The organism is uncultured Eudoraea sp. (genome assembly GCF_947260015.1).
In the GTDB taxonomy this organism is placed as follows: Bacteria; Bacteroidota; Bacteroidia; order Flavobacteriales; family Flavobacteriaceae; genus Eudoraea.
In genome coordinates this window covers 13,050-34,565 of record NZ_CAMYOM010000028.1, presented here as the reverse complement: position 1 = coordinate 34,565, position 21,516 = coordinate 13,050, and the positions used below count along the sequence as shown (strand labels likewise).

The 21,516-nt window shown below is 39.9% G+C and carries 10 protein-coding genes; 9 read left to right on the top strand and 1 reads right to left on the bottom strand.

Annotated elements, in window-relative coordinates:
- Positions 1 to 3 precede the first annotated feature (3 nt).
- Entirely contained in the window at positions 4 to 315 is a 312-nt protein-coding gene (locus tag Q0X66_RS11630; RefSeq protein WP_297706530.1) for a DUF3467 domain-containing protein, read from the top strand.
- Between the two features lie 42 nt (positions 316 to 357).
- Here the strand turns inward: Q0X66_RS11630 and Q0X66_RS11625 are convergent, their stop codons facing one another.
- Complete coding sequence (locus Q0X66_RS11625) at positions 358 to 1,947, bottom strand: peptide chain release factor 3 (RefSeq protein WP_297706528.1); 1,590 nt, start codon at positions 1,945 to 1,947, stop codon at positions 358 to 360.
- 412 nt (positions 1,948 to 2,359) lie between these two features.
- On the opposite strand from Q0X66_RS11625, the gene Q0X66_RS11620 reads away from it, so the two are divergent.
- From Q0X66_RS11620 to Q0X66_RS11585, 8 genes are all read left to right on the top strand, one after another.
- Entirely contained in the window at positions 2,360 to 7,063 is a 4,704-nt protein-coding gene (locus tag Q0X66_RS11620) for a gliding motility-associated C-terminal domain-containing protein (protein WP_297706526.1), read from the top strand.
- 3 nt (positions 7,064 to 7,066) lie between these two features.
- Positions 7,067 to 8,032: a type IX secretion system membrane protein PorP/SprF gene (locus Q0X66_RS11615; RefSeq protein WP_297706524.1), complete on the top strand. Its 966-nt coding sequence runs from the start codon at positions 7,067 to 7,069 to the stop codon at positions 8,030 to 8,032.
- Between the two features lie 11 nt (positions 8,033 to 8,043).
- Entirely contained in the window at positions 8,044 to 9,978 is a 1,935-nt protein-coding gene (locus tag Q0X66_RS11610) for an OmpA family protein (RefSeq protein WP_297706522.1), read from the top strand.
- A 253-nt stretch (positions 9,979 to 10,231) separates the two neighbouring features.
- The gene (locus tag Q0X66_RS11605; protein WP_297706520.1) at positions 10,232 to 12,040 is read left to right on the top strand and encodes an Ig-like domain-containing protein; all 1,809 of its coding nucleotides are present in this window, start codon (positions 10,232 to 10,234) and stop codon (positions 12,038 to 12,040) included.
- A 41-nt stretch (positions 12,041 to 12,081) separates the two neighbouring features.
- Positions 12,082 to 12,789 (top strand): right-handed parallel beta-helix repeat-containing protein, encoded by a 708-nt coding sequence (locus tag Q0X66_RS11600; RefSeq protein WP_366938689.1) that lies wholly within the window; start codon positions 12,082 to 12,084, stop codon positions 12,787 to 12,789.
- Positions 12,790 to 13,023: 234 nt separating this feature from the next.
- Complete coding sequence (locus Q0X66_RS11595; RefSeq protein WP_297706518.1) at positions 13,024 to 16,512, top strand: DNRLRE domain-containing protein; 3,489 nt, start codon at positions 13,024 to 13,026, stop codon at positions 16,510 to 16,512.
- Positions 16,513 to 16,838: 326 nt separating this feature from the next.
- On the top strand, positions 16,839 to 20,237 hold the full coding sequence (locus tag Q0X66_RS11590; protein WP_297706516.1) for an FG-GAP-like repeat-containing protein: 3,399 nt from the start codon (positions 16,839 to 16,841) through the stop codon (positions 20,235 to 20,237).
- A 526-nt stretch (positions 20,238 to 20,763) separates the two neighbouring features.
- Positions 20,764 to 21,516: hypothetical protein (locus Q0X66_RS11585; RefSeq protein ID WP_297706514.1), on the top strand; the 753-nt coding region annotated here is incomplete at its 3' end.

Genomic DNA, 21,516 nt, shown 5'->3' with positions numbered 1-21,516 from the left:
AGAATGGAAGAAAAAAATCAGAAACAACAACAGATAAATATTGAGCTGGACGAAAAAATAGCCGAAGGAATCTATTCCAATTTGGCCATAATAAATCATTCTGTTTCAGAGTTTGTTGTCGACTTTATAAGCATGATGCCAGGAGCACCAAAAGCGAAGGTGAAAAGTAGAATTGTACTTACTCCTCAGCACGCGAAGAAATTTTTAAAAGCGCTTAGTGATAATGTAAGTCGTTTTGAAAAGGCTCACGGGACAATCAAAGATTACGAACAACCTCCAATTCCGTTAAATTTCGGTCCTACTGGAGAAGCTTAATTAAAAACGAGTTTTTAATTTTTGGTTCATTCTATGCCCTAATTATTCAAATTCTGATGTAAAATGCAGTTTTACAGTGGGATATTTCTGTTGAGTCATTTGTAATGAAAATTGAGAATCTGCTAAAAACACCAATTGTCCACGTTTATCCTTGGCCAGGAATTTCTGTTTTACTCTAATAAATTCTTTAAACTCGTCATTATTAGGATCTTCCGGCTCAACCCAGCAAGCTTTATGAACAGGGAAATTCTCATAGGTACATTTTGCACCGTACTCATGTTCTAATCTGTATTGAATTACTTCGTATTGCAAGGCGCCTACAGTACCTATAACTTTTCTGCCATTCAGTTCCAATGTAAATAACTGAGCCACACCCTCATCCATTAACTGGTCAATTCCCTTATTTAACTGCTTGGATTTCATCGGATCGGCATTGTTGATATATCTGAAATGTTCCGGCGAAAAGTTGGGGATACCTTTATAATGTAAAATTTCACCCTCTGTTAATGTATCACCAATTTTAAAATTACCGGTGTCATGCAATCCTACAATATCGCCAGGATAGGATATATCTACAATTTCCTTTTTTTCCGCAAAAAATGCATTTGGACTAGAAAATTTTAATTTCTTATTAAGCCTTACATGCAAATAGGGTTTGTTGCGTTCAAATGTTCCTGAAACTATTTTCACAAATGCCAAACGATCTCTGTGTTTGGGATCCATGTTGGCGTGTATTTTAAATACAAAACCAGAAAGTTCTTTTTCATTTGCTTGAACCAAACGCTCTTCGGCAATCTTAGATCTGGGATACGGAGCTATTTCTATAAAACAATCGAGAAGTTCTTTTACTCCAAAATTATTCAACGCAGAACCAAAAAAGACGGGCTGAAGAGAACTTTCCAGATACTTTTGTTTGTCAAAAAGAGGATAAACCCCGCTTACCAACTCCATATTCTCTCTCAAAGTTTCAGCTGCCCCGGTTCCAATAATGTTCTCTAATTCAGGACTTGTTATATCATCAAATGCAATTATGTCTGAGATATTTTTTTTGCTATCTCCACTGAAAAGGTTAATATTTTTCTCATAAATATTATAAATACCCTTAAAGTCATAGCCCATACCAATGGGAAAACTTAATGGAGTAACGGTTAATCCCAATTCCTGTTCAACTTCATCTAAAAGGTCAAAAGCGTCCTTTCCTTCTCTATCGAGTTTGTTAATGAATACGATCATGGGAATATTTCTCATCCTGCAGACCTCTACCAATTTTTTAGTCTGTTCTTCCACACCTTTAGCAACATCTATAACAACAATTACACTATCTACCGCTGTAAGGGTTCTAAAAGTATCTTCCGCGAAGTCCTTATGGCCTGGTGTATCAAGAATATTTATCTTTTTATCTTTATATAAGAATGCAAGCACAGAAGTAGCTACCGAAATTCCGCGCTGACGTTCAATTTCCATGAAATCGCTGGTTGCTGCTTTTTTTATCTTATTATTTTTTACAGCTCCGGCCTCTTGTATTGCGCCTCCGAATAAGAGCAATTTTTCTGTAAGTGTAGTTTTTCCGGCATCAGGATGGGAAATAATACCAAATGTTCTTCTCTTCTCTATTTCTTTTAAAAAATTCACAGCAAAAATTTGAGCAAAAATAAGGCAAATAATATAGCTCTGGGAGAATAGAAAGATTTTTTTAAAATGATTCTCACAGCACTTAATAGTCTGTTTCCAATGAATTTAAGATTATTAATCTGTTTGATTTAAGGGTTATTATCGATGAACGGCTAGTAATCTTCGTTTTATGAATTTTTGAGAATTATCAATAGCTTTTTATCACAGATTTCATCTTCAAATAGAATCAGGATTTTTGACGTTTAACGAGTTTTGAGGTCTTTTAAAGATATTTGCTAACTTAAGTTTTCAAATGGATTTGATGCTATCTATTTTAACTATATCTTGCAATAATAATTTAGAGAGGCCCTATCTCTTGCATAGTTTTTTCCTACAGAGCCATGGTGATATGTTTAATTGAAAACTATCATTTATGGAAAACATTACCCCAACCAAAACACGAGATAAGGCGGCTTTCTGCTTTACCTTGATAACTGCCATTCTAGTTTTTGTCCTTTCTTCTTCTTTTGACACCATTCCGGCGGAGTTTGCCTTAATGACCACCTATACTGAGACTGATACGGATAATGATGGAGTAAAAGATCTTACAGATATTGATGATGACAACGACGGGATTATAGATTCAATAGAAGATAAAAACCCAGATGGGGATAATAATCCGTTAACGCATCCAACAGACACTGATAAAGATGGGATTCCCAATCACCTTGATGTCGATTCAGACAACGATGGAATTATTGACAATGTGGAATCGCAGCCAACATACGGTTATATTGCCCCAAGTGGAATTGATTCTGATGGCAACGGATTGGATGATAATTATGAAGAAACCCCGGGCAGCTGTGGAGGAATAGTGCCTATAGATTCAGATTTAGATAGTTATCCTGATTATGTAGATATCGATAGCGATAACGATGGGATATTAGACAATGTAGAAGCTCAAACTACTGCAGATTTTCAGGCACCCTGTGGTATGGATTCCGACGGTAACGGCCTGGATGATCATTATGAAGAAACTCCTGGTAGTTGTGGTGGGTTGATTCCTGTAAATACAGATGGAGATTCTCAACCAGACTTCAGAGATATCGACTCAGATAATGATGGTATTCTGGATAATTTGGAAGCTCAGGAAACTTCGGAATTTCAAGCACCCTGTGGCATAGATAGTGATGGGAATGGTCTTGATGATCATTACGAAAACACACCTGGTTCTGGAGAAGGACTCCATCCAATAAATTCCGATAATGACCCAAATCCCGATTTCAGGGATATAGATTCTGAAAATGATGGTCTCCCCGATAATATAGAGGCACAGACCACAAGTGGTTATATTCTTCCATCTGGTATGGATGATGATAAGGACGGCTTGGATAATGCATATGAAGGATCAGGAGATCAAGGTCTTACCCCTGAAAATACAGACGGCACAGATGAGCCCGATTATCTGGATACGGACACGGATAATGATTTGGTGCCAGATAATAATGAGGGGAATGACTTTAATTTTGATGGGGTCCCGGATCAGAACTTTACCGGTACAGACACTGATGGGGATGGCCTTGATGATGGTTATGAGGGGAGTAATTTAAATGATCCTTACCTGGTAAATGATGAAATCACGGACCCTGCGACCGATTTGCCAGATACCGATGGTACTGAGGATGTCAACTACCGTGATATTGACGACGATGGTGATGGTCTGGATACTCCTGACGAGGATGCCAATGAGGATGGCGATCCTACCAATGATGATACCAGTGGAAATGGCACCCCAGATTATTTAGATCCCAATACAACCAATACAGATCCTGATACTGATGGGGATGGCGTAAAGGATAGTACAGATCTGGATGATGACAATGATGGTATTTTGGATACGGAAGAAGATCCGAATCTGGATAATGATGATAATCCTTTAACGAATCCACTGGACAGTGACGGCGATGGTTATCCAAACCATTTGGATATCGATTCAGACAATGACGGACTTCCGGACAATATAGAAGCACAGACCACCAGTGGTTATATTTTACCCAATGAAGATGACGAGGCAACTTATGTGGCCAATAATGGAGTAAACTCGGCTTATATAGGTGGCCTTACTCCAGAGAATACAGACGGCACGGATGAACCGGATTATTTGGATACGGACACAGACAATGATTTGGTTCCTGATAATAATGAGGGGAACGACTTTAATTTTGATGGGATCCCGGATCAAACTTTTACCGGTACAGACACTGATGGGGATGGCCTTGATGATGGTTATGAGGGGAGTAATTTAAATGATCCTTTTCTGGTAAATGATGAAATCACAGACCCTGCGACCGATTTGCCAGATACTGATGGCACGGAGGATGTTAATTACCGGGATATTGATGATGATGGCGATGGTCTGGATACTCCTGATGAGGATACGGATGGTGATGGTGATCCAACCAATGACGATTGTAGTGGTAATGGAACACCTAATTATTTAGATGCGAATACAACTACTTGTGATCCGGATACAGATGGTGATGGTGTGACTGATGAGGATGAAGTTTCAGATGAAACCGATCCTTCAGATCCTTGTGATTTTATTTTAGCCAGCCAAACCGTAACTCCTTCCGATGAATGGGACAACCTGGATTGTGATGGTGATGGTGTTACGAATGAAGACGAGGTTACCGATGGAACGGATCCTTTAGATTCCTGTGATCTATTACTCGCCAGCGTCACTGTAACACCAACTTCGGATTGGAACAACCTGGATTGCGATGGAGATGGAGTAACTAATGGGGATGAAGTTATAGATGAAACAGATCCTTTGGACTCGTGTGATCTGTTACTGGCTAGTCAGACCGTAACTCCTTCGGATGAGTGGAATAATTTGGATTGTGATGGCGATGGGGTAACCAATAGTGATGAAGTTTCCGATGAAACAGATCCATTAGATCCTTGCGACTTTAACGCAGACAGTGTAACTCTTGCACCAAGCGGGGATTATTTAGTGGCAGATTGCGATGGTGACGGCGTAACAAATGGCGATGAGGCTACAGACGGAACAGATCCGTTAGATGCCTGCGATCTTATATTGGCAAGTCAAACTGTGACTCCAACAATTGATTGGAACAACATCGATTGTGATGGCGACGGGGTTACCAATGGTGATGAAGTTTCGGATGGAACAGATCCATTAGACTCCTGTGACTTTTTACTGGCAAGCCAAACGGTGACTCCAACTGATGATTGGAATAACCTTGATTGTGATGGCGACGGGGTAACCAATGGAGATGAAGTTACCGATGAAACAGATCCATTAGATCCTTGCGACTTTAATGCAGACAGTGTAACTCTTGCACCAAGTGGTGATTATTTAGCTGCAGATTGCGATGGTGACGGCGTAACAAATGGCGATGAGGCTACAGACGGAACAGATCCGTTAGATGGTTGTGACTTTATCTTGGCAAGCCAAACGGTGACTCCAACAAATGATTGGAATAACCTGGATTGTGACGGCGACGGAGTTACGAATGGTGATGAAGTTTCAGACGGCACGGATCTTTTAGATTCCTGTGATTTAATACTCGCAAGCGTAACAGTGACACCCTCCGAAGAATGGAATAACTTGGATTGCGATGGTGATGGAGTAACCAACGGGGATGAAGTTTCAGATGGGACGGATCCTTTGGATTCCTGTGATTTATTACTCGCAAGCGTAACACTGACACCTTCTGATGAATGGAACAACCTGGATTGCGATGGAGACGGTGTAACTAACGGGGATGAAGTTATTGATGGCACAGATCCTTTAGATCCTTGTGATCTTTTACTGGCAAGTCAAACAATAACGCCTTCAGACGATTGGAATATGCTGGATTGTGATAGCGATGGAAACCCTAACGGCACGGATCCTAACCCACTTACGGCAACAGCTGTTGACGATACCGGTACAACAACACCCCTAACCGAAGTTGTGATTAATATCCTGGCAAATGATGATTACCTGCCAAACAATGATCCTAACAACCTGGGCACTACATCTATAACCAGAATAGGAGGCGACGCAACTGGAATAGTTTCTTTTGATCCTGAAACAGGGGAAATGTCTTATACACCAACTGAATCAGAAACTGATACGAATGTAACAATCGTCTATGAGGTGTGTAATACAGATCCGGATCCGGATGTATGTGCATCTGCAACGGTTACCATATTCATTACTGATAACCCAATTGATGCCGTGGATGATGATTTCAGTGAATTTGTAGTAGATGGTGATGAAGGAGGAATTGTCGAAGGAGCAAATATTTTTGATAATGATACTTTAAATGGTGAGCCAGTAGATCCGGAGGATGTTGTCTTAACGTCTAATCCAACAGGTCCACTTACAATAAATCCTGATGGAACTGTTAGTGTAACGCCATTAACTGATCCCGGAGTTTATACTATAGAATATACGATCTGTGAAATCGCCAATCCCATAAACTGTGATACAGCAACTGTAACGGTAGAAGTAATCATTGTTACAATAGATGCAGTGGACGATGACTATAGTGACATATTTATAGATGGTGAAGATGGTGGTGTCTTACCGGACAGTAACGTTTTGGACAATGATACTTTGAATGGACTGGAAGTTGACCCTGACGAAGTAACAATTACGTCAACACCAACAGACCAGTTAACTGTAAATACCGATGGTACTGTAATAGTAGCTCCCGGAACTCCGACCGGATCATATAGTATTGAATACACAATATGCGAGAATGAAAACCCGACTAATTGTGATACAGCCACAGTTGTGGTGTTGGTTTCAGAGACAATTTCAGGTGAAATTGAAGTCAATCAATTAGTAACGCCAAATAATGATGGCAGAAATGATTTCTTATTTATCGAAGGAGTAGAAAAGGCATTAAATAATTCTCTGAAAATATTTAATAGATGGGGTATTGCGGTTTACGAAGGAAGTAACTATAATAACCAAAATAATATTTTTGATGGCAGATCAAGAGGCAGATCAACAATCAATGCTGAAGAATATCTGCCGGCTGGCGTATATTTCTATATCTTTGAATACCAAAAAGACCAGGAAAATATTTCCAAAACTGGTTATCTCTACATAAGCAAATAATACATGGTAAAGTATATAATAAATCATAAGCGGCATTTTGTTTCTCTAATATTCATTTTTACCACGATTGGAGGTTTACTGGCCCAACAAGATGCGCAGTATACGCAGTATATGTATAACACAATGAGTGTTAATCCGGCATATGCAGGTTCAAGAGGACAATTAAGTCTTGCAGGTTTATATAGATCACAGTGGGTTGGTCTGGATGGAGCGCCTAAAACATTTACATTGAATTTGCACTCCCCTATTCGGAACAGTAAACTGGGTTATGGGTTCTCTGTTATAAACGATAATATTGGGGATGGTGTGGTTCAGGAAACCTATTTGGATGCGGCCTTGTCTTATACTATTGATGTATCAGCAGAAGGAAAATTATCTTTTGGTCTAAATTTTGGGGCAAGTATTTTAAATCTGGATTTTAACGGGCTCAACAATTTTGACAATGAACCTATTTCCGGCGATAATATAGATAATAAATTTCAGCCAAATTTCGGTTTGGGGGTTTACTACCATACCAATAAATTTTATTTGGGTGTTTCAACACCTAGATTAATTGCATCAGATTATTTTGACAATTCCCAACGTGATTCAAATAGTGTGCAGTTTCTGTCCAAGGAAAAGATTAACTTTTACTTAATTACGGGACTTGTTCTTGATTTAAATAGTCAATTAAAATTTAAACCGGCCTTACTTACTAAGTTGGTTGGTGGTGCACCTTTACAGGTAGATCTTTCGGCAAGTTTTTTATTAAATGAAAAATTCTCTTTTGGTGTAGCGTATAGATGGGATGCTGCATTCAGTGCATTAATTGGGTTTCAAATATCAGATCAAATCATGCTTGGACTTGCCTATGATAAAGAAACCACCGAATTGGGCAGTACCCGATTTAATGATGGGTCATTTGAATTGTTCCTAAGATTTGAATTAGTTAAATCTTTTCAACGTTTGGTATCACCTAGATTCTTTTAAAACTACAAGCAATGACAAAAAAAATACTCTTAACTTCTATCCTGACAGTATTTCTGCTGGCCTTTACATCTGCCCAGGAAAAACAGGTAGTCAAGGGTAATAAAAAGTATGCAGAATATTCATTCCGTCCTGCAATAGATATCTATAAAAAAGTTCTGGATAAGGGATATGTGAATAGTGATCTCCTTCAGAAATTGGGAAATTCATATTATTTTAATGCCGATTATGAAGAGGCCGAAAAGATATATAAACAACTTATTGAAACCTATGGCTCCGAAGTAGGTCCGGAATATTACTTTAGGTATGGTCAAACACTTAAAACTCTCGGAGATTATAAGACTTCCGACTCTATTCTGGCCCGTTTCGCGGATATGACCTCAAATGATTTGCGTTCAAAAATACTTAAAACGACAAAAGATTATAGGGAAGAAATTGCCAGAAATTCCGGCCGTTATGATATTGAGACCTTTGAATACAATTCCAAATATTCAGATTTTGCCCCCGCCTTTTATAAAGAAGGTTTGATCTTTTCTTCGGACCGGGACACTGGAAATCTTGCCAGATATCGACATACATGGAATTCTAAGGATTTTCTGGACATCTATAAAGTAAATGCCGACAGTAGTTCCAGTAACCTGGTTGTAAAAATGAATATGATAAATTCCAGACTTCATGAATCTACCTCCGTGGCTACAAAAGATGGTAATACTATATATTTTACAAGGAATAACTTTGTTGATGGCAAATCTACAAAGGATGAAGCAGGAGTAATTAGATTAAAAATATTTAGGATTAACTGGAAGGATGGCGAATGGTCTAACCTGGAAGAGTTGCCCTTTAACAGCGATAGTTATTCAGTTGCACACCCGGCTTTAAGCCCAGATGAAAAAACACTTTATTTTGCTGCAGATATGCCGGATTCAAAGGGAGAATCCGATATTTATAAGGTTTCTATAAATGAGGATGGTACTTTTGGTTCACCAATAAATTTAGGGCAGCCTATTAATACCGAATCCAGGGAAACATTCCCGTTTGTAAGTAATGAAAATATCCTTTACTTCTCTTCAGATGGTCATCCTGGTCTCGGAGGCCTGGATATATTCGGTACTAAAATAAAATTCGGCGACTATTCTAAAAAGATATTAAATGTCGGAGAACCTGTAAATAGTAATAAAGATGATTTTTCCTATATAATAAATGAAGAAAACAAAAAAGGATATTTTTCATCTAATCGTGGTGAGGGAATGGGTGCAGATGACATTTATGGATTCCTGGAAACAAGACCTTTAATTTTTGAATGTCTACAACCAATAACCGGTACGGTTCGAGATAAAATATCGAATGATGTTCTTGTAGGGGCTACCGTTAAGGTAATTAATGAGCAAAATGAGGAAGTTTTATCGGCGATAACGGATAATAAGGGCAATTACATCCTTAGTTGTGATTGTAATCAGGGAAATTTTGTCAGAGCGCAAATCCAGGGCTATGTGCCTGCTGAGGAATATTTACCTGTATCAGACGGGAAACCAACAATTATTGACTTTTATTTGGAAAGGGAAATCATCGAAGCCGGATTTGGTGATGACCTGGCGAAACTACTACAATTGAGTACCATATATTTTGATTTTGGAAAATACGATATCAGGCGCGATGCAGAAATTGAAATTCAAAAAGTGATCGCCGCAATGGAAAAATATCCAAGCCTTAAAATAAAAGCGAATTCACACACCGATAGTCGGGGAGCAGATTCGTTTAATCTTTGGCTATCTCAAAAAAGAGCTGAGGCCACGGTAGATTATATGATTTCACAAGGAATTAGCTCTGAACGTCTTAAGGGGGAAGGGTATGGAGAAACCCGTCTGGTAAATGAGTGCGATGATGGTGTAAAATGTTCCAAAGAAAAGCACCAGTTAAATCGCAGGTCGGAGTTTATCATCCTCGAATAATTTCATTGGATTCAAAAAATTTTTAGATAACTACTTTTGTATCTGTTTGGTATTTCAAGGCGTGCCCATATCATAAAATATAAGGTCTCATCGTTGAACGACATCCGGAATATTTACTTGCTTCGCTCATAATATTCATACTAAACTTCGAAAAATCAGTCGTTCACTAGACGAATAAGCACTTATACAACAAATATTTAATAGTCCGGTTTATCAAAGGTATTTTTGTGCTTATCGCAATACCTGCTTAAAAATGAAGCATTATGACCAGCTAATTGCCTTGATCTTTCAGGCCCTTAGTAGTTTTCTTTCCATTATGTCCCGTTACTCACGGATCAGCCTATTGGTTTTAACTAGCTTTGGTTTACCGGTCATTGGAATTTCTCAGGTTGGAGTAGGAGCAAATTTTGGGGTAGAAGCAGACGCCTATTCCGGAGACGTAATCTCTGGAGTAAATACGGATGATTGGTTTTACAATACTATTTCAGGCGCTGGAGTTATTGATGAGGCTACAGCAATCTCCATGGGCTATGCAGCCCAGCTTGCAGCAAATAATAATATTACTTTTGATTTAAGGCAGAGTATCCCCAATTACGCATCCAATAATGGCTATATTTGGTATAGTACAAGGTATGCGCGTGACTATGTAAGTTTATCTTCCAATGATCAAACAGTAATTTCATCAGGAAAAAATGGAGATAACCCTCAGATTGCCTGGGGTGCGGGGTCGGGCACTATTCCCAGTAAGACAGACATTGTAGATGCTGCCGTTCACATGCGCAGAGACGGGATTAATGTTACGGACGACTTGTGGGTTGATATGATGATTTCTACCCTCTCCTCTTCAGGTAACCACTTCGTCGATTTTGAGCTCTTTGTGTCTGAAATTGAGGTATCTGGTTCTGGCTTTATAAATTCTGGTGCACAGGAGGGACATACAGCCTGGGTATTTGACACCAGTGGCAACGTAACCCAGATCGGTGATATGGTAATTGGCTTTTCCTATAGTGGTGGCGGTGTTTCTGGGGTGGAGGTCCGACTATGGGTAGATCGTGCCATTTTTAGTCCGGGTTCATCTCCCGGGGGTACAGCTGCATTTACCTGGGGCAGTAGTATAGATGGAGGAAGTAGCTACGGGTATGGACAGATTGTTGTGCCGAGCGGAAGCCTTTTGAACAGCGTAAATTCTTTAATTTCACAGGGCCCCCCATGGGGTACCACAAATACTTCGGGATATTCAGCAAACTACAATAACGGCTTTTTTGCAGAGGTAGCCTTAAACTTTACCCAGCTTGGTTTTGATCCCCGAGCCCTGTTTGGTTCCGGAGCGGCCTGTGATTCACCTTTTAGCGCCGTAATGGCGAAATCCCGCACCTCTTCATCTTTTACCTCATCCTTAAAGGATTTTGTCGGTCCGCTCGATTTTCTGGGAAGCGCAGAAGACACTCAGGTTAATACGGCTATAGTAGCACCGGGTTCTTTTGATTCCTGTTTAGGAGGGGAAACGCGTGTCCTCCAGGCCGAATTCTTTTCTGCCAGTGCTGAATATACCTGGTATTCCTTGACTCCTGGTGTGGTTTTCCCTTCCAATGGTCTGGATACAGTTTCCGGGCTAGCATTAGATTCAGTGGTCATAGATAGTCCCGGGGAGTATCAGCTGGGTATTGCACCGCTCTTGGGCTGTGACCCTTATACGGATAATACCAATATCCTTGGCGTGTGGAGTATTCCTTGTCCACAGACCGATGCCTACACACTTGTTACCAATAATACGCTTAATACTACAGCACCAGGTGTGTTGAATAATGATATAGATGCTGATCCTTCCGATGTACTTACAGTTACAACAACCCCCGTAATCAATACATCAAATGGTACCCTCACTCTATTTGCGGACGGCAGTTTTGATTATGTCCCAAATCCTGGTTATGTTGGTACAGATCAATTTTCATACGAGGTCTGTGATTCGCATGGTTTGTGTGATACAGAATTGGTGAACCTCACCATCAGTTCGGCCACTGTAATAACAAATCGCCAGATTAGCTACAGGGTGAACAACTAAAAGCACCATCATAAATAGGAGTATTCTTATAAAAAGTTGATATAAATACCGTTACTTGTGGAGGAATTTACCACGATGCAGGTATCCGTTTACAAGCCGACGACGCAACAGTTTCTTTGAATGTTATCCATAGTAACCAGGGACCTGGCGTTGTAGTAGCAGACAAAACAGGGATAACCATCTCTCAAAATTCTATCTACAATAATGGCCAACGGGCAGATGCACTTGGGATAGACCTTGACGATACTAATAAAATGGGAGATGGGGTGACCTTGAATGATAATGGTCATAGCGATAACGGTCCTAATAATTTACTGAATTTTCCAATTATTTACTCGGCCTTCATGTCAGGGACCAATTTAGTTGTAAAAGGTTGGGCAAGACCAGGGGCCACAATGGAGTTTTTCCTTACCGATATCCATGAAGGTACAGCCACTGCCGGAGATAACGAATTGGGCCTTAGCAAAGATTATGGGGAAGGGCAAACCTATTTGGGAGCGGTTGTAGAAGGCAGTGTTGCTGATTCTGATGGAGGTTCTTCTACCTATACAGATACCGATGGTAATACAGATAATACGAATCAATTCCAGGTGAGTTTTCCGGTACCTCCCGGCGTAAATGTGGGTGATTTCATCACGGCCACAGCTACTTTATCTAATTCAACTTCCGAATTTTCACCTTTCAGTTTAATCCTGGTAAGAACAGTCATTACCAATAGAAGAATAACCTATAGGGTTAATGGCAACTAGCCTCTTTTATTCTTTTTGTTTAATAATCGAAAATTTCTCCTGTTTATAAATGTTTTATATACAATTAATTAGGTGTCTTTTATATAATCAAAACCACAGCTTAGTCATAGTTGGTGATTGAATAATCCTTCTACGCAACATTTATTTTGTCCTGGAAATCAGAAGGTTAATTTTACATATTACATTAATCTGTATTAAAATTAATATTTCCTCCGGAAAAAAGATTAACCAATTATGGGAAGAGATACCCTATTAGTGGTTTATAAAATCAGTTGCAGTCTGGTATTTATCCTTTTTCTTCTTTCATTTGTAGGTTTAAACGCCCAATCAACTATCTGGGCCGAAGATTTTAATTCATACCCTAATGGCACAATTACAGGATCCGGAACTGGCACATCTCCCGTGAATTGGAACTCTCAAGCCGGCGCGGCTGTTAGCGGAGGTCTTATTTTAGCAAGTAATACCAGAAATGTAGCATCTTCAACACTAGCCAACCCATTAATTTGGGTAACAGATCCCATTAATATAAATGGCAGTACCAATGTTACTTTTAGTTTGGATGTTGGTGCTTTTAATGTTGCGAATTTTGAAGACGGTGGCGGGTCTCAGGATAATTTTACCTTAGAGTACAGGATCAATGGAGGAGCAGGCAGTTGGGTCACTGTAGTAAGCGCTTCAGGATCGGCAGCTCAACCAATTAATCCATCCTATATTATTTCCGGATTATCCGGGTCAACACTGGAGATCAGGGCAAAATTCCATAATACAGCCGCCAATGAAAATTATACCATAGATAATGTTTTGGTACAGGGAACAGGTGCAAGTTTACCTCCGGGTATAGTAAACAAACAGCTCTATCTTTCCGATCCCGCTCAAGCACTGGATCGAATAGATCCTGTTGCCACAGCTGATCTCACAACAGTTAGCTCACCAATATTAACGATAAGTTCAACAGTTAATACTGATTTGATAGCCATAAAGGATACTGGTATAAAGAAGAAAAAAGACGATAAAAACTACGGTACATGTGATGAAATTGTAATTGATCGGGAAACCACAGATATTCAAAGAGCTTTATTTGAGTTCGACCTTTCCTCAATCCCATCAGGTTCAATCATTCTGTCTGCAGAATTGAGATTAAACTGCACGGATGGGGCAGATATGGATGTCAGTGTTTTTCAAATAGGAAACTCAGATGCCTGGGATGAAGGAACATTTTGTGATGATGATGGGGCATCTAATTGGACACAAAGGACCGCTACCTCAAATTGGAGCGCCCTTGGTGCAATTGGCCCTGGCTCCGATGATGGTACTCCATTGTCAACCATTAATGTGGATTCCGAAGGTATTCAGACCTGGCCATTAACCTGCCTGGTTAGTGAATGGGTTTCGGGCGCGTCAGTAAATAATGGTATTGCCCTTGGCGTTTATCAGGCCTCAGGAGGAATGGGTAATAGAGAAGCTACCTATGATAGTAGGGAAACCACAACAGGAACTCCACCAACACTGAATGTTACTTATATATCTGGAGGTATATCATTTAATCAAAGCCCTTCTTTTTGCAGCCCATTTACGATAAAAGCTGGTCAACCCATAACAATTACCAATTATGTAAGTGTAGCAAGTGGTAGTATGCCTGCAAATCCTAATGTAACAGCCGTTTTGAGGACAAGTTGTTCTAACACAATTTCAACCCTTACTAATCCGTCTTATAATACTGCAAGCGGTCTTATGACTTGGACTGGAACATTAGGAGCAGATTCTACTATTCCTGCAGGGGAAGCTATTAATCTCTTTGTGTCATCAGCTGAGGTTGGTGTCGGTTTTTCCATTGATTATGACAGCCAAACAAAACCATCAAAAATAGAATTACCCACTTCAACTTATATTGATATTATTTCAAACAATATATACGATGCACCTTACCCTGGAGGAAATATTATAACCAATGCCTACCCGGGGAACCTTGTCTATAATCGTGTGGTAGTTACAGATCCTTTTGGATCATATGATATCACCGATGTAAATATTGCAATTCCTCCCCCAGGAAATACAATTTCGGCAACTGAGGTAGCCAATACAGCTTGTACTAAAACCTATGAATATATCTGGGATACCACTGGGTTTGCCGGAAGTTATAATATAGAAACTACTTCGAAAGAAGGGTATGAAAATACCGTTACAGATGTTGAAAACCTAAATTTTACCATTAGTTTCGACAGTGATGGAGATGGCATTAGTGATCAGATCGATTTGGATGATGATAATGATGGTATTCCTGATTTCGAAGAATTAAATACAGTAGCCAGTAACTCCCAGCCGCCATGCGGGGGTGAAACCGTTTTAGATTTTAGTACGCCACCCACTTTAGAAAGTGGCACACCTTTATCGCAAGGAGCGGTGTATAGATTTCCCAACATAACTGCCGGCACGGATGCATTGGTTACAATAGTTGAATTATTTAATGCAACTGTACCCAATATAGATAACAATTCTGCTGATCCGGCTTCCTTTAAACCCCAGACGGCTTTTAATCTTCCAAATATTGGGGACCAGGCATATGTTAGGTATAAGTTTAATTTTGTTACATCAGGAGGATCAACCCCGGTTATAATAAACAAATTCTTTATGAATTTTAATGATATAGACGGTGGTGCTAACTATGGGGAACAGAATTGGGCAGATAATCCCTCGACCTATACCACATCTAACCCAACGGAACTCAACATGAACACGAATGGATCTTGGGTCATCGGAACAGCAGGACCCAATGACTATCCAGGAGCTGGTAATACGTTTCCGCAGGTAAACTTTAGTGTTAACTACAATTCCAAGTCCGAAATGTCTATCAGGGTGGGTGCGGTGGCAAGGGTTCCTGGAGCTTCTGCGGGTGGTAGGCAACATGCCATTGAATTTGCCTGCATCACCAACTATGTAAATCCTGTTACCTATGGAATTGATAAAGACTCAGATGGAATAGCTAACCACCTGGATTTGGATGCGGACAACGACGGTATTTACGATGTGGTAGAAGCCGGTCATAATCAACCGCACGTCAATGGTGTGGTCGTTAGCGCCTTTGGTGCCAATGGGTTGGCAGATATTGTGGAAACCGCAGCTGAAAGCGGCACTTTAAATTATGCGATTACCGATACAGATGGTACACCACCACCCAATTATCTGGATACCGACAGTGATGATGATGGCTGTAGTGACGCCAACGAAGCATATGCAGATCCAAATGCAGATGGTGGCGATAATGAATATTTTGGTCTTGGAGTTCCACCTGCGGTCGATTCTAAGGGTAGGGTTACTGCCGCTGCATATTTCGTTCCTGCCGATTCAGGAAGTAATGGAACCCAGGATTACGTTGAGGTACTTGCTGCTACAATTACCACTCAGCCAGTTGATGAAACCACTTGTCTGGGCTGCAATACTTCATTTTCAGTAGTAGCAACCAATGCGGATAGCTATCAATGGCAAATTTTCAACGGTAGCATATGGATAGATTTAACTGATACGGGAATTTATAGTGGTACTAGTACTAATACCCTTAACATTACGAACGCTACAATGACTGAAAATGGCAATCAATATAGGGTAGCAATATCTAACCTGAATTATGTTTGTAGTCCAACTATTTCCAATATTTCAACCTTAACGGTAAATGTGAATTCGGTGATAACCAACAGGAGGATAACCCACAGGGCAAACCAAAATTAAAGTTTGTAAAACCTGTTTAAATATTCTTACAAAAATTGATTATAAGTAGTTAATAAACAAGCTATTATAATACGTTTTCCCTTCTTTTTTGAATAGAAGAACTTTATATAACCACATATCCCAATAGTTTTACGGTACTATTAATGGCCTTTACAACAAATATTTTGTTTCCCCTCTGCTAATTACAAAATTTGCTACGTAGTTAGCCAGGTTAAAGAATTAAGTTGAATCATTAGCCATTACTTCCCCCATAACTATAAAAAGACCAAACCAATCATTGGATTAATTAATTGGTCATGAAATTCCTATGAGTAAAGATTTCTGAAATGAAGGAAAGAAACGTTTGGTACAGGATGGAATATACAGTGATCATTTCATCTGTATTTTTTTTCTTATGCTTTAGTGTCGGTTACTCACAAACTACTTTTACCGAAAATGCCGGAGTGTATGGCCTTAACGTCGGCGGAACCAAAGATGGAGGACATGCATGGGCAGATTATGATTTGGATGGGGATTTTGATCTGGTAATTAACACCAACGGCCGTGGTTATCTTATGCGAAATGATGGGGGTGGTTTTTCTGATCAAACAGCAGCATTAGCACCCGATTTCCTGGGAGGAACATTGGAACGTACGGCATTGTTTGTAGATTTTAACAATGATGGCTACCCTGATGTCTTTAGAAATAAGCATAACGATTTACGGATATATCTTCAGGATCCTGCTACCAATAGGTTTGGCGATGGACTAGGGGGTACTGCTCCCAATCAACGTTTTACAACTCTTACCGATGGAATGAACACTGAAGGTGCAGGTGCATTGGATTATGATGGGGACGGTGATCTGGATTTATATGTGGACAACCACAATTTTGGTATAGATATTCTTCAGAACGACGGCGCTGGTAATTTCACCCACGTCACACGTAAGGCTGATAGTCCATTACCTCCCTACAATGCCGGAAATCCGGCAACCTGGCCTTTGGGATTGGTACAGGATGCTACTGATGGAGATTATGGATCTGCAACTGACTTTAATGATGATGGATGGGTAGACATAGTAGTAAGGAAAAGAGATCAGGTCGATTTATTTACAAACCTTGGTGGATCCTTTCAAAACGGAGTAGATATTGATCAGGCGAATAATAGTAATAAAGGAGCAGTTGCTTTCTATGATTTTGACAATGACGGGGACTTTGATCTTTACTGGACGGAGAATGGGAACAATCAAATTCATCGAAACAATGGTGATGGTACCTGGACAGCTCTTGGAGTAGGAACCGGAATTCCGATAAATTTTCCCGGGCAAATAGAAGGTTTGGCATGTGGAGATGTAGATAATGATGGGGATATAGATATCTTTTTAACAGGCGATAGTACCAGCAAACTTTATTTGAACCAGATTAATAATGGCGGTGGGCCAATGACATTCGTAGACTCCGGTCTCGCTTTTAATGCCGCTGCAGGGGAAGGGTGTACGTTTATAGATATTGACCAGGATGGAGATTTGGACCTCTATGTAAACAGGACTGGAAATAATAGGTTATACATAAATAATCTAGGCTTCTTATCAAGGTTTAATCATTTATATGTAGATATTACAGAAGACAGGGATGCTTTTGGATTAATTAACACCGAAGAGCGATTCGGGGTGGGTGCAACTTCAAAAATTCTGGATTGCGATGGAAACGTAATCTCCGGGACACGTGAGGTTAATGGCGGTTACGGCCATGGAACACAAGCTCCGGGCAGGATACATTTTGGTTTGCCGGGAGGGCCACTTACACCTATAGTTGTAGAAGTCTCCTTTCCCAGGACAAGTGGAGGAAGGATTGTAGTCCGGCAACAATTAAGACCTATTGATTATTTTAACGGGAGTATTAACTTACTGGATATTTTTCCGGATTCTGCCAACCAACCACCTACAGCAACGGACGAATATATTACCGTTGTAGAAGACAGCAATACAACTTTTGATCCTTTAGTCGATAATGGCAATGGAGCTGATACCGACCCTGAAGGGGAACCTTTGGAGGTAATATCTGTAACAGCACCCGGAAATGGCACTGCCGTTTTAAATGGTGATGGCACTGTAACCTATACGCCAACACCGGGATTTTCTGGTAACGATCAATTTACCTATACCATAAGAGACAACGCCAACTGTACCTTTACTTCTGAAGAGGACACGGCTACTGTTTACATTACGGTATTTCCCGATTCTGATGGTGATACTGTCCCTGATAATACAGATCTGGATGATGACAATGACGGGATCCCGGATGATGATGAGCTTGGAATATTACTCAATAATAACCAACCGGCTTGTGGAGGGGAAACCTCTATGGATTTTAGTGCTGCGGCTTCTCTCGAGTCCGGAACAGCATTGCAACAAGGAGCGGTTTACAGAATAGCTAACGTTACAACAGCTACAGATGCCTTAATTACCATTGAATTCATATACAATGCTACAGTGGCTAATATTGATAATAATGGTTCTGAGGCAGCTAATTTTAAACCACAAACTGCATTTAATCTTCCCAATATAGGGGATCAGGCTTATGTCCAATACAAAATTGAATTTGTAACCTCAGGGGGATCAACACCGGTAATTATTCCGGAATTTTTTATGAATTTTAATGATATTGATGGTGGGGCCAATTATGGGGAACAAAATTGGGTGGATAATCCTGCTTCTTATACTATTGACAATCCTACAGAATTGACAATAACAAATGATGGTTCCTGGGTAATCGCAACGGCTGGATTTGTAGATCATCCGGGTTCCAGTAATGTGGATCCGGAAGTAAATCTTAGTGTCAGCTATACTTCCAAATCAGAGATGTCGTTACGAGTAGGTGCCGTAGCCAGGGTGCCCGGGGCATCAGCGGGTGGAAGACAGCACAGTATTGAATTTAATTGTGTCACTAATTTTGTAAGCCCGGAAACCTATGGAATGGATAATGATTCTGATGGAATTGCCAACCATATAGACTTGGACAGTGACAATGACGGTATTTATGATGCTGTAGAAGCTGGTCATAATCAAATTCACACTAGTGGAGTAATTAACGGGCCTTTTGGTGCTAATGGATTAGCAAATAGTGTGGAAACAGCTGCTGAAAGTGGGATAATAAATTATACCATAGCAAATTCTGACGGTACAGATCCGCCAGATTATCTCGATACAGATAGCGATGATGACGGCTGTAGCGATGCCAATGAGGCATATAATGATGCCAATGCTGATGGTGGTGATAATGAATACTATAGCACCGGTAATCCGCCGGCGACAGACGCACAGGGCAGGGTTATATCAGCCACCTATCCCATTCCCGTTGATATTAATAGCAATAGTACGCCAGATTACATGGAAGCAGATGCAGCCCCCGCAATAACAACACAGCCTATAGATACAAATGTTTGTCCAGGATGTGATACCTCTATTTTTGTGGTTGCTTCTGATGCGGATACGTATCAATGGCAAATCTATAATGGAGCTTCCTGGGTAGATTTAGCAGATTCAGGAATCCATAGTGGTACAAATACCGATACATTAATTATTACCAGTGCAACTTCTTCAGATGATGGTAATCAATACAGAGTAATTCTTTCCAATACCATGTATATATGTAGTGTATTAACATCGAATTCTGTGACTCTAAGCATACGCGTAAATACGGTAATTTCTAATAGAAAAATTACCTACCGGATTAACAAAAATTAAGATGAATTTTACTCCAAAAAAAAGACTCAATAAGGATTTTTCTTACACTTTGCCCTTCGGTAAGTGTTGCTATAAGCCGGCTGATCGACCAACGTCAAATGCAAAAAAAACACCTAAAATTTTCTTATAACCTCAAATTTTGATGTATAGACAGTACTATTTAACACTTACACAACAATTATTTTCCCAGCGCAGTCTTAGGGTTAATTTTGTAATGTGTAATTAAACCGTTTGAGTATTAAACAATTGATTGATGGTTTAATCAACCCCCAGATTATGAATAACTTGACCAACTTAATGAAGTTTAATCAGGCTTGGGTTCTCTTCGGACCCTGGAGAAATTTCCTCCGGTCTAAACAAATTTCTTTTCTGTTCGGAAAAAGATATTCTCATTATCAATTTAGAGTTGGTTAATCTCTTATAAAAATGTGGTCTAGATCATATAATGGGAGACAGCCAACATCAATGTTTATTACACAGGTAGAACTATAAAGTTGAAAAAATAATATTAGGTAAAAATATAGTCATGAAATTAAGACTTTTATTATTAGTATTTCTGGTATCCGGATTTGCTTTTGCGCAAACTACTGTTACGCTGCAGGATCAGTGTAATTGTGAGGTCTTAAGCGGAACAGCGGTTACGACACCTGGGGCAATCAGTCCTGGCGGAGCAGATACAGGAGATATTTATGTAAATACAAACACGGGGACCATCTATTTTTGGGATGGTGATAGCTGGGAGTTAACGTCAACCGATGACCAGCAACTGCAGAACTTTAATTTTAATGGGGCAACAAATACTCTGACTTTAGATATTGAAGACGGTAATTCTGTTTCAGTAGATTTATCTTCTCTTAGCAATAGCGGAACAGATGATCAGGCACTTACCCTGGCAGGTAATATCCTTACTTTAGAAGATGGTGGTACCGTAAATCTTGCACCCTATTTAGACAATACAGATGATCAACTTATAACTGCCTTTAGTTTAGATGCAAGTAATATTCTTACGATTACTTTAGAGAATGGTAATACAAGAACCGTTGATCTGTCTGCCCTTGTAGGTACTGATGATCAAACTGCAACAGAAGTAATTTATGACAATACGACTTCAGGCTTAACGGCTGTCAATGTACAGGATGCAATAGATGAGATTAATGCAGCTGCCGGAACGGTAGCTTTGGTAGATAATGGTGATGGCACCTATGATTTTACCGATGCGGGTGGTGCAGTAACCACAATAAGTGATACCTCCATTTCTACCTTGGCAGATAATGCGGAT

Excerpts from the sequence above, each read along its gene's own strand:
- Q0X66_RS11590 (WP_297706516.1), top strand. The coding sequence starts at position 16,839 with ATGAAGGAAAGAAACGTTTGGTACAGGATGGAATATACAGTGATCATT.
- Q0X66_RS11605 (WP_297706520.1), top strand. The coding sequence starts at position 10,232 with ATGAAGCATTATGACCAGCTAATTGCCTTGATCTTTCAGGCCCTTAGT.
- Q0X66_RS11630 (WP_297706530.1), top strand. The coding sequence starts at position 4 with ATGGAAGAAAAAAATCAGAAACAACAACAGATAAATATTGAGCTGGAC.
- Q0X66_RS11620 (WP_297706526.1), top strand. The coding sequence starts at position 2,360 with ATGGAAAACATTACCCCAACCAAAACACGAGATAAGGCGGCTTTCTGC.
- Q0X66_RS11595 (WP_297706518.1), top strand. The coding sequence starts at position 13,024 with ATGGGAAGAGATACCCTATTAGTGGTTTATAAAATCAGTTGCAGTCTG.
- Q0X66_RS11610 (WP_297706522.1), top strand. The coding sequence starts at position 8,044 with ATGACAAAAAAAATACTCTTAACTTCTATCCTGACAGTATTTCTGCTG.
- Q0X66_RS11615 (WP_297706524.1), top strand. The coding sequence starts at position 7,067 with ATGGTAAAGTATATAATAAATCATAAGCGGCATTTTGTTTCTCTAATA.